The 12,237-nt window shown below is 65.1% G+C and carries 20 protein-coding genes; all 20 read left to right on the plus strand.

Annotated features, from left to right (window positions below):
* Positions 1-399 (plus strand): VOC family protein (locus VFU06_13590; GenBank protein HEU5210420.1); only part of this gene is annotated, 399 nt, incomplete at its 5' end.
* A gap of 182 nt (positions 400-581) precedes the next feature.
* Positions 582-1,139 carry a DUF1697 domain-containing protein gene (locus tag VFU06_13595; protein HEU5210421.1) on the plus strand — a complete coding sequence of 186 codons (558 nt, stop codon included), beginning with the start codon at positions 582-584 and terminating at the stop codon, positions 1,137-1,139.
* Positions 1,136-1,591, plus strand: coding sequence for a YaiI/YqxD family protein (locus VFU06_13600; GenBank protein ID HEU5210422.1), 456 nt, complete (start codon positions 1,136-1,138; stop codon positions 1,589-1,591). Before VFU06_13595 ends, VFU06_13600 begins: the two co-directional genes overlap by 4 nt.
* 55 nt (positions 1,592-1,646) lie before the next feature.
* The gene (locus VFU06_13605; GenBank protein HEU5210423.1) at positions 1,647-1,988 is read left to right on the plus strand and encodes a hypothetical protein; all 342 of its coding nucleotides are present in this window, start codon (positions 1,647-1,649) and stop codon (positions 1,986-1,988) included.
* 56 nt (positions 1,989-2,044) lie between these two features.
* The gene (locus VFU06_13610) at positions 2,045-2,662 is read left to right on the plus strand and encodes a DUF697 domain-containing protein (GenBank protein HEU5210424.1); all 618 of its coding nucleotides are present in this window, start codon (positions 2,045-2,047) and stop codon (positions 2,660-2,662) included.
* Between the two features lie 169 nt (positions 2,663-2,831).
* Complete coding sequence (locus VFU06_13615) at positions 2,832-3,209, plus strand: VOC family protein (GenBank protein ID HEU5210425.1); 378 nt, start codon at positions 2,832-2,834, stop codon at positions 3,207-3,209.
* A gap of 474 nt (positions 3,210-3,683) precedes the next feature.
* Complete coding sequence (locus VFU06_13620) at positions 3,684-4,247, plus strand: pyridoxamine 5'-phosphate oxidase family protein (protein ID HEU5210426.1); 564 nt, start codon at positions 3,684-3,686, stop codon at positions 4,245-4,247.
* Between the two features lie 15 nt (positions 4,248-4,262).
* The gene (locus tag VFU06_13625; GenBank protein HEU5210427.1) at positions 4,263-4,643 is read left to right on the plus strand and encodes a nuclear transport factor 2 family protein; all 381 of its coding nucleotides are present in this window, start codon (positions 4,263-4,265) and stop codon (positions 4,641-4,643) included.
* 143 nt (positions 4,644-4,786) lie between these two features.
* On the plus strand, positions 4,787-5,641 hold the full coding sequence (locus tag VFU06_13630; GenBank protein HEU5210428.1) for an alpha/beta hydrolase: 855 nt from the start codon (positions 4,787-4,789) through the stop codon (positions 5,639-5,641).
* A 123-nt stretch (positions 5,642-5,764) separates the two neighbouring features.
* Positions 5,765-6,370, plus strand: a complete 606-nt coding sequence (locus VFU06_13635) for an arsinothricin resistance N-acetyltransferase ArsN1 family B (protein ID HEU5210429.1) — start codon at positions 5,765-5,767, stop codon at positions 6,368-6,370.
* A gap of 44 nt (positions 6,371-6,414) precedes the next feature.
* A complete protein-coding gene (locus VFU06_13640; GenBank protein ID HEU5210430.1) occupies positions 6,415-6,930 on the plus strand; it encodes an HIT family protein in 516 nt (171 codons plus the stop codon).
* A gap of 150 nt (positions 6,931-7,080) precedes the next feature.
* A complete protein-coding gene (locus VFU06_13645) occupies positions 7,081-7,698 on the plus strand; it encodes a hypothetical protein (GenBank protein ID HEU5210431.1) in 618 nt (205 codons plus the stop codon).
* 64 nt (positions 7,699-7,762) lie between these two features.
* Positions 7,763-8,185, plus strand: coding sequence for a hypothetical protein (locus VFU06_13650; GenBank protein ID HEU5210432.1), 423 nt, complete (start codon positions 7,763-7,765; stop codon positions 8,183-8,185).
* Between the two features lie 80 nt (positions 8,186-8,265).
* Positions 8,266-8,664 carry a DUF1801 domain-containing protein gene (locus VFU06_13655; protein HEU5210433.1) on the plus strand — a complete coding sequence of 133 codons (399 nt, stop codon included), beginning with the start codon at positions 8,266-8,268 and terminating at the stop codon, positions 8,662-8,664.
* Between the two features lie 70 nt (positions 8,665-8,734).
* The gene (locus VFU06_13660; protein HEU5210434.1) at positions 8,735-9,358 is read left to right on the plus strand and encodes a dihydrofolate reductase family protein; all 624 of its coding nucleotides are present in this window, start codon (positions 8,735-8,737) and stop codon (positions 9,356-9,358) included.
* The gene (locus VFU06_13665) at positions 9,355-10,008 is read left to right on the plus strand and encodes a methyltransferase domain-containing protein (protein ID HEU5210435.1); all 654 of its coding nucleotides are present in this window, start codon (positions 9,355-9,357) and stop codon (positions 10,006-10,008) included. The genes VFU06_13660 and VFU06_13665 overlap by 4 nt, the downstream gene beginning before the upstream one ends.
* 25 nt (positions 10,009-10,033) lie before the next feature.
* Positions 10,034-10,399, plus strand: a complete 366-nt coding sequence (locus tag VFU06_13670; GenBank protein HEU5210436.1) for a VOC family protein — start codon at positions 10,034-10,036, stop codon at positions 10,397-10,399.
* Between the two features lie 143 nt (positions 10,400-10,542).
* Entirely contained in the window at positions 10,543-10,962 is a 420-nt protein-coding gene (locus VFU06_13675) for a VOC family protein (GenBank protein HEU5210437.1), read from the plus strand.
* 31 nt (positions 10,963-10,993) lie between these two features.
* The gene (locus VFU06_13680; protein ID HEU5210438.1) at positions 10,994-11,743 is read left to right on the plus strand and encodes a hypothetical protein; all 750 of its coding nucleotides are present in this window, start codon (positions 10,994-10,996) and stop codon (positions 11,741-11,743) included.
* A 35-nt stretch (positions 11,744-11,778) separates the two neighbouring features.
* Positions 11,779-12,126 carry a nuclear transport factor 2 family protein gene (locus tag VFU06_13685; protein ID HEU5210439.1) on the plus strand — a complete coding sequence of 116 codons (348 nt, stop codon included), beginning with the start codon at positions 11,779-11,781 and terminating at the stop codon, positions 12,124-12,126.
* Positions 12,127-12,237 lie beyond the last annotated feature (111 nt).

The raw sequence follows: 12,237 nt of genomic DNA on the forward strand, positions 1-12,237 counted from the left end.
GGTCTCACGCTCGAGGGCCGCATGCACATCGAGGGTGACTGGGCGGGCCGGGTCACCGGACTGCACGGCCAGCGCGTCGAGAGCGCGATGATGCGGACCCCTGACGGCCACGGTCGCCTCGAGCTTTCACGTTTCGACGCACCCGCCGTCGTGTCCGATCACCGGACGGCCCCGGTAAACTCACTGGGATACCTGCGCGTCATGTTTGCCGTCGAGGACATCGACGACACGATCAACCGGCTCGGCAGGATCGGCGCGACCCTGGTTGATGAAGTCGTCGACTACCAGGGCGTCTACCGGCTCTGCTACATCCGGGGCCATGAAGGAATCCTCATCGGGCTGGCGCAACAGGTCGGGCAGCAGGGTTCCCGTACGAACCCGATCGAAGGCGAACAGTGAGAACTCGACGAGGTGCTGTCGGATAATCTGTGCAAGGACAGTGGCTGGGTTCGCCGTGATGGAGATGGCGAGAAGGATCGGAGTCACCAGGTTCATGGCGTCACGCCTCCGACCAGCTTGCTCCATGATGCGAGCCGTCGGATCGTCGACGGCAAGAAGTGACCCGCACGCCCCAGCAATCAATGGCATCGAAGACATACATCGGCCTGCTTCGTGGCATCAACGTAGGATCCAGCACTCGTGTTCCCATGGATCGCCTTCGCGCGCTCTGCGAGGAAATCGGCTGGTACGATGTCCGAACGTACATCCAGAGCGGCAACATCGTCTTTCGCTCCACGTCCCATCGGCAGGCTCTCGAGGCCCAGCTCGAGCGTGCCCTGCCGCGGGCGTTCGGCATCACCCCTGCCGTTGTCGTGCGCAACAGCAGTGAATGGGCGGCAATTGCCGCTCTGAATCCGTTCGTCGAGGAAGCGCGTCAGTCCCCCAGTCGCGTCATGCTGGCCATCTCCAAGCGGCCTCCTGCTCCTGGGGCACTCGAGAGTCTGCAGGCGCGAGCCGGGTCGGAGCGCATCGCCCGTACGGGCGACGCCATCTGGATCTATTACGCTGATGGCGCAGGCAGATCGAAACTGACTCCAGCCGTTCTCGACCGCGTGGTGGGGTCTCCGGTCACGACGCGCAACCTGAACACGGTGCTGAAGCTTGCCTCGCTGGCACGCAGCGTCGGAGGAGACTCGTGAAGATCTGGGTTGATGCCGACGCGGCGCCGAAGGATGTAAAGGACGTCGTGTGCCGAGCCGCACAGCGGCTCGGGATTCCGGCGGTGCTGGTGGCCAACCGTCGGCTGTCCAGCCCGCTCAACAACCCACTCGTCAGCACCATCCTGGTCCAGGGCGGGCCTGATGCGGCCGATCGCCACATCATCCAGGAGTCCGACACCGGGGACGTCGTCATTACGGCCGACGTTCCGCTCGCAGCGGAGCTCGTAGCCAGGGACGTAATCGTGCTGGATACCCGAGGCGAGTTGCTCGATGCCGATAATGTCCGCGAACGACTGTCGGTCCGGGACTTCATGGAGTCACTGCGCGGAGCCGGGGTGGAAACGGGTGGTGCCGCGCCATGGTCGCCGCGCGACAAGCAGGCGTTCGCCGCGGCACTGGACCGCGTTCTCACCAGGGCCATGCGCCGGTGAGCGTTGGTGCAACGGCTCGATCTCGTGCATGACACACCGAAAGGAGGGCCGGCTCGTGCGAAAGCGACTCGTCGGAATCGTCGTGCCCCTGGCCCTGCTGGTTCTCGTCGGCGCCAGCGTTGTCGTCGTCAACCAGGCCGTCCAGCTGATCGATCTCGCTTACCGGCTCCACCCGACGGCGGGCGACGCCGCGTTCTGGAGTCTGGCCGCCCTGGCGGTGTTCTGCGTAGGTGTGCCGGTCGTCATGCTGCTCACCATGCCGCCGGCTCTGATACCTCCCGACGAGGACGCGGCCCCGAGTACGAGAAGCACCTTGATCGGCTGCGGAAGCGACTTGCCAGAAACCCTCACGTGGACGGCAAGCCGGTCACCCCTGCCGACATCGAGGCATCGTTGACCCAGCTGGACAGCGTGGCGGACCGGACGATCCGTGCATCCGCATCGCAGGTTTTCATGACCACCGCGATATCGCATAACGGGAGCCTGGACGCGCTGCTGGTCCTTACCGCCCAGAGCAAGCTGATTCTGGAGGTTGCACGAACGTACTACCAGCGGCCCAGCATCCGGGATCTCGTGTTCCTCTACTCGAACGTCGCGGCGACGGCCTTCATCGCCGCCGAGCTGGAGGACATAGACATATCGGAACAGATCCAGCCGATATTCGCGGCAGTTGCGGGCTCCGGACTGTCTGCCGTTCCGGGGCTGGGCGCGGCAACCCGTCTGTTCGTCAACTCAGTCACTACCGGTGCCGGTAATGCGTACCTGACGCTGCGCGTCGGGATCATCACGCAGCAGTACTGCCGTGCTCTCGTCAAGCCGCAGCGACGGGCACTCAGACACGCGGCAGCAGTGCAGGCGGCGCGGACGCTGGGCGGGATCGCACGGGAGGGAGCGGCGTCCGTCGCAGCCGCCGTGTTTGCAAGGCCGCGCAAGTTCTTCGCGGACATCATCGGCGCCACCGGCAGGAGTGTTTCCGGAATGACGGACGCCGCCGTGGCCAGGAGCACGTCCGCCTGGAATGCGATCACCGGGCGGGGGCCCAGGGGCGGTGACGAGCCGGCGACCCCGTGAGGAGCGTTACCAGCGGCTACCCGGGACGAGAACGCCGTCACACCCGTGCACCAGGCCGCGCTGCGTACCTCGGTACCTAGCCGGACGGCACCAGCAGTGCGTCGTGACATGATCGAGCTTTACGTTTGAACACAGCGCCACCTGGCGGAATCGGGAAGGAGAGCGAGCCGTGTCCGAAGTCAGCATACGATACATGATCTCGGATGTCCCTGCCGCGGTACGGTTCTACACAAACCTTCTTGGCTTCACGCTGGAGCACGACGCATCACCTGCGTTCGCCTCGGTGTCGCGGGATGGGGTTCGGCTCCTGCTGAGCGGCGACGGCAGCTCGGGGAAGCGCCCGCTCCCTGACGGCGAAACCCAGGAGCCTGGTGGCTGGAACCGCATTCATCTTCGGGTCGCCGACCTGGCCTCGGAGGTAGAACGCCTGCGTGCTGCCGAGGTATCCTTCCGAACGACAGAAATTGTCACCGGCCCGGGGGGATCCCAGGTCATCATCAACGATCCTTCCGGAAACCCGATCGAGTTGTTCCAGCCTGGTCGATGAGACATTTCCCAGGCGGCACACGGGTGTCTGCGATGTCGAACCCGTGAGTGCAATGTGCCCGCGCTCCTGCGCTGCGGTCCAACCGCGCTGAAGGAGGATTCATGGTGGCGCGACAGGATACCCTCGTGTTCTTGTCCGACCCTCATCCGGACTGGGTATGGGCCGTTCAAGGTGTTACCTGGACAGACATCGTCATGGGGCTCGTACTGCTCATCGCTATCGGCTGGATGGCTCGCTCATGGATCCTTCGGCACCGCAGGACGGCGCGGCCCCACAGCGAGCCAGGCCGTGATGGCGATTGAAATAACGTGCGTGCGTCGCTCCGGATATGCGCTGCCGCTGATCCTGCTGGCGCCCGCCGGCCGTCCCGCCTGTTGTTGGTGTTGAGGGGGCGTGAGCGTTTCAAGCAGGTGACCCATCTTCCCAGGCTGGCGGACTCGGCGTGGCGTTCCGGCTACCTTCAAAGGCAGGTACATGGGCAAAGCTATTCCAGAAATCACGGATGAGCTTGGACGCTTCATCACGAGTCAGCCCGTTTTCTTCGTGGCCACGGCTCCGCTCTCACCCGAGGGTCACATCAATCTTTCACCGAAGGGGCTGGAAACGTTCGCAATCCTGTCCCCGACCGAGGTGGCGTACCTCGACCTCACGGGAAGCGGCAACGAGACTTCAGCCCACCTCCTGGAGAACGGCCGCCTCACCTTCATGTTCTGCAGTTTTTCGGGACCACCGCGCATCGTCCGGCTGTACGGACGCGGTCGAACCGTTCTCCCGGCGGACGGCTCATGGACCAATCTGCGGACCCGCTTCGGCGACTTTCCCGGAGTCAGGCAGATCGTGACCGCCACGATCGAGCGGGTGCAGACATCCTGCGGCTTCGGAGTTCCCCTGATGGAGCATCACGGGCCGCGTGACACGCTGCTGCGCTGGGCCGAATCGAAGGGTCCGAGCGGCCTGGCTGCATACATCGCCCAGAAGAACGGCGCGAGCATCGACGGTCTGCCTACGCCGATTGCAGACGCCCTGGGCGCAGACTGAGCGGGAGTGAAAACGATGACTGCTCCCTCGGTGCAGACGCTGCAGGCCATTCTCGCGGCGTTCAATGCTCATGATCTCGACAGGATCATGGAGTTCTTCGCAGAGGACTGCACGTTCGATATGCCTCGTGGCCCCGACCCGTGGGGTGCGCGGTTCGTTGGCAAGGTGGCAGTGCGCGAAGCACTTGCGTCGCGATTCGCCGGCCTTCCCGATGTGCAGTACACGGACGATCGACACTGGGTGAGCTCGGATCTCGGTGTCTCGGAGTGGCTGCTCACCGGCACGACACCGGATGGCCGCCGCGTCCGCGTCCGTGGCTGCGATCACTGGCAGTTCCGGGATGGCAAGGTCGTCCGGAAGGATTCCTACTGGAAGATCGTCGAGCCGTCCGGCTAGCCGATGCACAGAGTCATGCTGGTCACCCTCGCCGCGCGCAGCTCATCGATGAGGTCATACGATTCCTGTCGTCACCCTGAATCTGATTCACGACGTGCGGGCACAAAGCTGAGAAGATCGGTGCAATGGAAAACCACGAACCCGTGAAGATAGAGCTCGACGGCCGTTCACTGGCTGTGCGCATCGCAGGGGACAGCCAGGCACCGGCGCTGCTTCTCATCCACGGGTTTCCGAGCTCTTCCCGGACATTCCGGAATGTGATCACGCCGCTCGCGCGCACCTGCTACGTCGTCGCACCGGATCTTCCCGGCTTTGGTGAGTCCGAACCGATCAGCGTACCAACGTTCGCGCGCTTCGCCGATACGATCGACCGCCTGCTGGCGAGGCTCGGGATCGAGTCCTTTCACCTGTACCTCCATGACTACGGGGCCGCGGTCGGTCTGCACCTTGCCACGCGGCAGCCGCATCGGATTCGGAGCCTCATCGTGCAGAACGCCAACGCCCACGAAAGCGGGATGGGGCCTGCCTGGTCTGCGACGAGGGAGTACTGGGACGACCCGACTCCGGAACGGGAAGCGGCAGCGACTGCGCACCTGACGATGGAGGGCACTCGCGATCAGTACGTGGCGGGTGTGCCAGCGGATATCGTCGAGTGCATCGACCCGGCAAACTGGGAGGAAGACTGGAGGATCATGTCTCTCCCCGGCCGGCTGCAGATGCATCGTGCACTGGTGCTCGACTACCGCACTCATTTCGCCCGGTTCGGCGCGGTCGCGCAGTACCTGGCACGCGAACAGCCGCCGTCGCTGATGCTGTGGGGACGACACGACGCTTTCTTCGACGTCGAAGAGACGCTGTCGTGGATGAAAGCGCTGCCACGCATGGAGGCGCACATTCTCGATGGTCCTCACTTCCTGCTGGAAACCCATCCTGACGAGTGTGCTGCGCTGATGAGCGCGTTCGTTCGGCGGGTGGATGCGCGGCGGCAGGAAGCCTGATTCGTGCCGCGCCTCCGACGCGGTTGAGACGCTGTCGTCTGATAGTGGAGGAGGTAACCCCGACGGTGCGGCAACCTGCGAGCGAATATCCATGAACGACGAACGTGTAGAGGCAGGATCCTGGTGACTGAAATCCGACTCGCCACCCCCGACGATGCGCCCGCGATCGCGGCGATCTATGAGCCCGTGGTGGCGGACACCGCGATCTCGTTCGAGCTGGTGCCTCCCTCTGCAGGCGAGGTGGGCTCCAGGGTCGCAGGGACGCTGTCGTTCACGCCGTGGCTCGTGTGTGCATTCGATTCGCGTGTGGCGGGCTATGCATATGCGTCGAGGCACCGCGACCGCGCTGCCTACCAGTGGTCGGTCGAGGTCTCTGCGTACGTCAGTGCCGACCAGCGTGGCAGGGGCATCGCCACAGCGCTCTATACGTCGCTGTTCGCGCTCCTGCGGCTCCAGGGGTTCCGCAATGCCTACGCCGGGATCACACTGCCCAACCCGGCGAGCGTCGCGCTGCACACGAAGCTCGGCTTTGCCCGCATCGGCGTCTTCGAGAAAATCGGCTTCAAGGCAGGGGCATGGCATGACGTGCTCTGGCTGCACCGCGAGATCGCGCCGCGCGTTGGCACGCCGGAAGCTCCCATTCCCATGCCGGAACTCGCCGCTCGCCCGGGCTACACCGCTGCTATCGCTGAGGGCCTGGCGCTGCTCGAAAGACGAATGTGGGGATGACTGACGCCGTGACAGCAGACGCCTTGACAGCAGGCGGTGATCACATGATCGAGTTGCCGTACCAGGATCCCTGTGAATTCTGTGAAGGCATGGCGGGTCGCGACGAGCACTGGGCCGTGATCGCCGAGTCGGCGCTGACCCTGACCGTGCTCAACCCCTACCAGTTCGAGGCGGGGCAGTGCTGCGTGATCACGCGCCGTCACGTCGGCACCATGCTGGAGCTCACGCCGGCAGAGGGAGAGGCGGTGATCGCCGCAGCACGCGACGTCGCCCGTGCAATGCTCGCCGCCTTTCGGCCGCTTGCCATACTCACCTATCAGAACAACGGCGTGTACAGTGGCCAGGAAGTTCCGCATTACCACTATCACGTCGTGCCGAGGCAGCAGGGCAGTGACTGGGGGATCGGGCCGCCGCAGCTGCAGAAGTTTCCGGCGGCCGGCCGCGTGGCGGGAACTCACCACGATCCGTCGGGCGACGCAGCGCGGATGAAGCGCGTGCGGGTTGATCGTGAGACCCTGTTCCGGACGGCGGAGCTGCTTCGGCGGAATTTGCCGACCTGAAGTGTCATGACGCGCTGTCCGAGCTACGGCACACATACGCAGCCACGAGCGAAAGTCCGATCGGATGGTCCTGCGTCCGAGCGCCGTGGGGCGGAAGCACGCTTCCTGCTGAATGACGCGCAACCGATCACACGTGCAGGAAGAGACTCAATGCAAGACAGCCACACGTATCGTGCCACACCTCGTCCGACGACGTCGCGTCCGTCGACGCGCAGCGCAGCATTTCTCGCCATGGCCATGGTGTCAGCGGCTGCCTGCTCGAGCTCGGGCGCGACACCGGGAACGGACATGCCGCCAAGCCCGCCCGCCGCTGCGGAGGCTCCATGGCAGAGCAGCCGGCTGTCGGCCGCGTCGGTCCCGGAGCCGTACTTCACCGCGTGGAGCCACGCAGACAACAGGAACACGTGCGCCCTGATCGCTCCTGCTGCGACCGCGGCGACGCAGGGTGCGACGCCACGCGTCGCCACGTTCTCCGGCGGATGGGGCGTCGCCTACGACCAGGCGGGCGTGCGTAGTGCGTTCGGGATCGCGGGAACCGGTGCGAGCGCGTCGGAACCGGCCTACCACGAGTGGCCGCACCGACTCACCTGGGCAGACGGCAGCTCCGTCGGCTACGGCCCGGAGGGCGGCACCGGTCCCAACCAGCTGGCGTACCTGACCATCGCTGGTCAGCAGTGCCTCTACAACGTCTGGTCCCGTCTCGGCGTGGACCACCTGGAGCAGCTCCTCGGCTCGCTGCGCTTTGTCGACACTGGCGGCGGGCTCTGACACTGAACCGTGGCGCAGTCGTCCCGCCGCGCGCGGCCTGTGAGGCTCGACCGCGAACGTTGACATGGTCTACGCGATCAAGACTCGAGTACCCGATCCCGACGCCGACTCGTTCACGTTCGTCGCACAGAAGACGATGTATGGCGGCAAACGGATCGCGCAGGGAGACACGATCTTCGTCATTTCGAGTGAGAACGGCGGAGGCACCGGGCTCGTCGCAAAAGGGATCGTTGCCGCGGTCGATGCAGTTCAGAGACGACCGGGCGTCGAGCGCCAGACGCCGCGTGTCACCGTTCATGTGACGCGAATTGCCGGCGCGGTGAAGCGTCTCGGGCGCAGTGAGCTCAAGCCCTTCACCAGCTGGGACGACGGCCGGCCGGAAACCGAGCTCAATTTCAAGTTCTACCGGCAGGCAACGGACAAGATCGCCGGCATCTCGGATGCAACGGCCGCGTTCCTCGCCGGTTACTTCGACGGGGAGGAATGAGAATCTCCGGCTGCGTCGCAGCGGCGCAGTGCAGCAGGCAGTGATATGCACCATTATGCAGTGAGGAAGGGGAATCGCGGATGAAGAAGCAGCCGAAGTCGACCACGACTCGCAAGCCGCCGGAGCCGTCGGACAGTCACGCCGAGATCAGTGACTGGATGCGCAGCGCAATGCCGGACCTGCAGCCTATCGTGAAGTACCTGGACAAGCAGATCCGTGACAGCATCAGCGGGCTCCAGTACGGGGTGAAGTGGAAGAAGGCGTACTACGGAGTGCCGGACCAGGGATGGATCATCGAGATGGTCGCCTATGATGTCTCGGTGAACGTGGTATTCCTGGGCGGTGCGAAGTTCGACGATCCGCCGTCGCTCGGCTCCGGCGGGTCGCGCTACGTCAAGGTGAAAACGCTGGAGGAGGCGAAGGCACCCGAGATCCGCGAGTGGATCAAGGAGGCTGCGCGCGTGCCGGGCTGGCAGTGAGTAGCCCGCGATGCATTTCGCCACCACGTGACATTCGGGCTGCCAGGGGGCCCTCCAGAGGAAGAATCCCATGCGCAAGCTGATCGTGGCGGAGTTCATCACGCTGGACGGCGTGATCCAGGCACCCGGGGCGCCTGACGAAGATCCGAGCGGCGGGTTCCGGTTCGGCGGCTGGGTCGCGCCCTACGACGACGACGCGATCGACAGGGCGGTTCATGACCTCTTTGCGCAGCCGTTCGAGCTGCTGCTGGGACGTCGCACCTACGACATATGGGCGGCGTACTGGCCGAATGTGCCCGCGGGGCACCCGATCGCCGATCGGTTCAACCGAGTGCGCAAGCACGTGGCGACGCACCGGCCGGATGCACTGGAGTGGGAGAACAGCCATGCACTGCGCGGCGAACCTGCGGACGCGGTGCGCGCGCTACAGCGCGAGGGTGATGGCAACTTCCTGACGTACGGGAGTGGCGAGCTGGTGCGCCAGCTGCTCATTGCCGGTCTGGTGGACGAACTCCGGCTGATGGTATTCCCCATCGTGCTCGGTCGCGGAAAGCGCCTGTTCGGAGATGACGCGCTGGCCTCCGCCTTCACCCTGGATCAATCGGAACGCACGCCCGGCGGGGTGCTGATCACGCGTTACCTGCGCGCGGGCGAGGTGCGCACCGGCGCGATCGGCGCGCGGGACGCGGGATGATGCCCGAGAGCCCGCAGGAAGCGGTCATCGGCCTGTACGAGCGTCATGCGGCGGCGTACGACGTCGATCGCGGCCGCTCGCTCCAGGAGCGCGCATGGCTCGACCGGTTCCTCGCCTTCATTCCGCCCGGCGGCACAATTCTCGACGTCGGATGCGGCATGGGCGAGCCGATCGCTGCGTACCTGCTTCAACAGGGCGTCCACGTGCTCGGCGTGGATGCGTCACCCTCGATGATCGCGCGCTGCCGTCAGCGCTTCCCTGAATCGGACTGGATGGTCGCCGACATGCGAGAGCTCGAGTTAGGGAAGCGCTTCGATGGCATCGTCGCATGGGACAGCTTCTTCCACCTCGGCATGGTTGATCAGCGCAGCATGTTCTCCCGTTTCGCTGCGCACGCGCGGGCGGGCGCGCCGCTGATGTTCACCAGCGGTACGTCGGAGGGCGAGGCGATCGGCTCGTACTGCGGTGAGGCGCTTTACCACGCGAGCCTGACGCCTGCCGAGTACCGAACGCTTCTCGGCACGAACGGCTTCGTCGTGCGGGAGTTCGTGGCGTCCGATGCCTCGTGCGGTAATCACACGGTGTGGCTAGCAACGCACGGAGGGTCTGACGTGCTGCCAGCCTCGCACCGCGACCTTCGCGGCATCTGACGCCGTGACTCCACTGAGCGATGACATGCCCGAATTCCGCTTCTATTACTTCACGCCGCTCTACGAAGAGACAGTCGCGTTCTATCGCGACGTGCTTGGCTTCGAGCTGTACCGATGCTGGGACGAGCCGGATGGGGAGCGCGGCACGATCTTCATGGCTCCGGGTGGCGCGGGGCTGATCGAGATCGAGGCCGGAGGCACACGGCCGGTGGTGCAGGGCGGGTTCTACATCGAGGTCAGCGATCTCGACGCGTGGCGGGCAGCGGTGGGTCGCAGTGGTGCGCCGATCGTTCGGGACGTCGCCGTGACTGGATACGCCCATCGCAACTTCAAGACGCGCGATCCGAGCGGGATCGAAGTGGCGTTCTTCGAACCCGCTCCCGGGCAGTGAGCGCTCCGCACGCATTGCGCTGCCGCCATTGTGCGCCCGACTGTATGGATCGCACCGGCCACTCGTCATACCTCTGAAGCGCCTGTATTCGGTCGACAGCGACACCGCTGTCGACGTGGATCCCGGGCGCGGATCGGATTGCCATGAAACCCCGTGTTTCCCTGATCACGCTGGGCGTTGATGATCTCCAGCGCGCGGTCGCCTTCTACCGGGACGGTCTCGGGCTGCCGACGGATGGAATCGTCGGTCTCGAGTTCGAGCACGGCGCGGTGGCGTTCTTCGATATGGGAGGAGTCAGGCTCGCGCTCTGGGCTCGCCCCGACCTCCAGCATGACTCGGGACGGCCGCAGCCTCGCGGCGCTTCTGCCGGCTTCGCGCTCGCGCACAACGTGAACACCCGGGCGGAAGTGGACGACGTGATGACACAGGCGCGCGCCGCCGGGGCCGAGATCGTGAAGCCTGCGCAGGACACGTTCTGGGGTGGCTATGCGGGCTACTTCGCCGATCCCGACGGTCACCTATGGGAGGTCGCATGGAACCCGCAGCTTCGCGTGGAGGACTGAACATGCCGACGCCGCCGACCGGGGATGCCAGGTGGACGAGGGGATCCCGCAGGCTGCGCACATGCACCGCGACGTTTACATGAGCGTTCGCATCCTGTTCGTGCTGCTCGTGGCACTCGGCTCGTGCACCTCGCAGGCGCAGGACGACGAGGCCGACGGTGCCGGCGCCGATCGTCATGCGCCGCCGTCTCAGCCGCTCGACTCACCGTCAGGTGCACGGGCAGACGCGTCAGGCGACGATAATGGGCGTGGCCCCGGGCAGCCTGCGCAGGTTGACTCCCTTTCGAGCGGCGCACCTGTCGCTCGCCAGCCGAGCGAGCGCCTCATCACGCCGGATGGCTGGGGGCCGCTGCGTATCGGCATGAGCACGGCGGAAGTGATCGCTGCTGCCGGCGAGGACGCCAGTCCTGCGGCAGTGGGCGGTCCCGATCCGGATCGCTGCGACGAGTTCCGTCCCTCCCGGGCGTCGGCCGGCATTCTCGTGATGCTCGAGAATGGTGTCCTCACGCGCATCTCCGTGAGTCGGAACACCGGGATCGAAACGCCGGAAGGGTTCCGCATCGGCGACTCCGGCGACGATGTGATGCGCGCGTACGGGTCACGCGCCCAGGTCGAGCCGCACCAGTACCAGGAAGCGCCGGCGAGGTACATCACTGTCTGGCGGCAGGCGTCTCGTGGAGCGGAGCGCCGTGGGATCCGGTACGAGGTCGATGCCACGGGTAATATCGCGCACATTCGCGCCGGCGGACCGGCCATCGAGTATGTCGAGGGGTGTGTGTGACTTCGTCTGCGGTACCGGACAGGAGTAGAGTGCAGATGATGCAGGAGTTGCTGGACCTGGAGCAGAAGTTCTGGAAAGGCGATAGCGGGTTCTATGAGCAGAACCTTGCGGACGATGCGCTCATGGTCTTTGCCGATCCCGTGGGCGTGCTGAACAGAGAGGCCATCGTCGAGTCGATCGGTGCATCGTCACGGTGGCGCCAGGTCGAGATGACAGAGATTCAGCAGCTCGAAATCGGAGCGGACGCGGTGCTGCTCACCTATCTCGCATCGGCGGTGCGGGACGGAAGCGAGCCGGCGTACCAGGCACGCGCGAGCAGTCTCTACGTGATGCGCGAAGGCGCGTGGATGCTCGCATTTCACCAGCAGACGCCGGTCGCGTGACGCTGCCACGCTCGACCAGCCGTTCCAAACCTTGCAGGCCGGCACGTACTCCGACTGAGGTATGACCATGCAGATTTCGCAGACGGCTTCGAGCGTTTACAGCCTGGACGA

This window comes from Longimicrobiales bacterium (genome assembly GCA_035764935.1).
Classification (GTDB): domain Bacteria; phylum Gemmatimonadota; class Gemmatimonadetes; order Longimicrobiales; family RSA9; genus DASTYK01.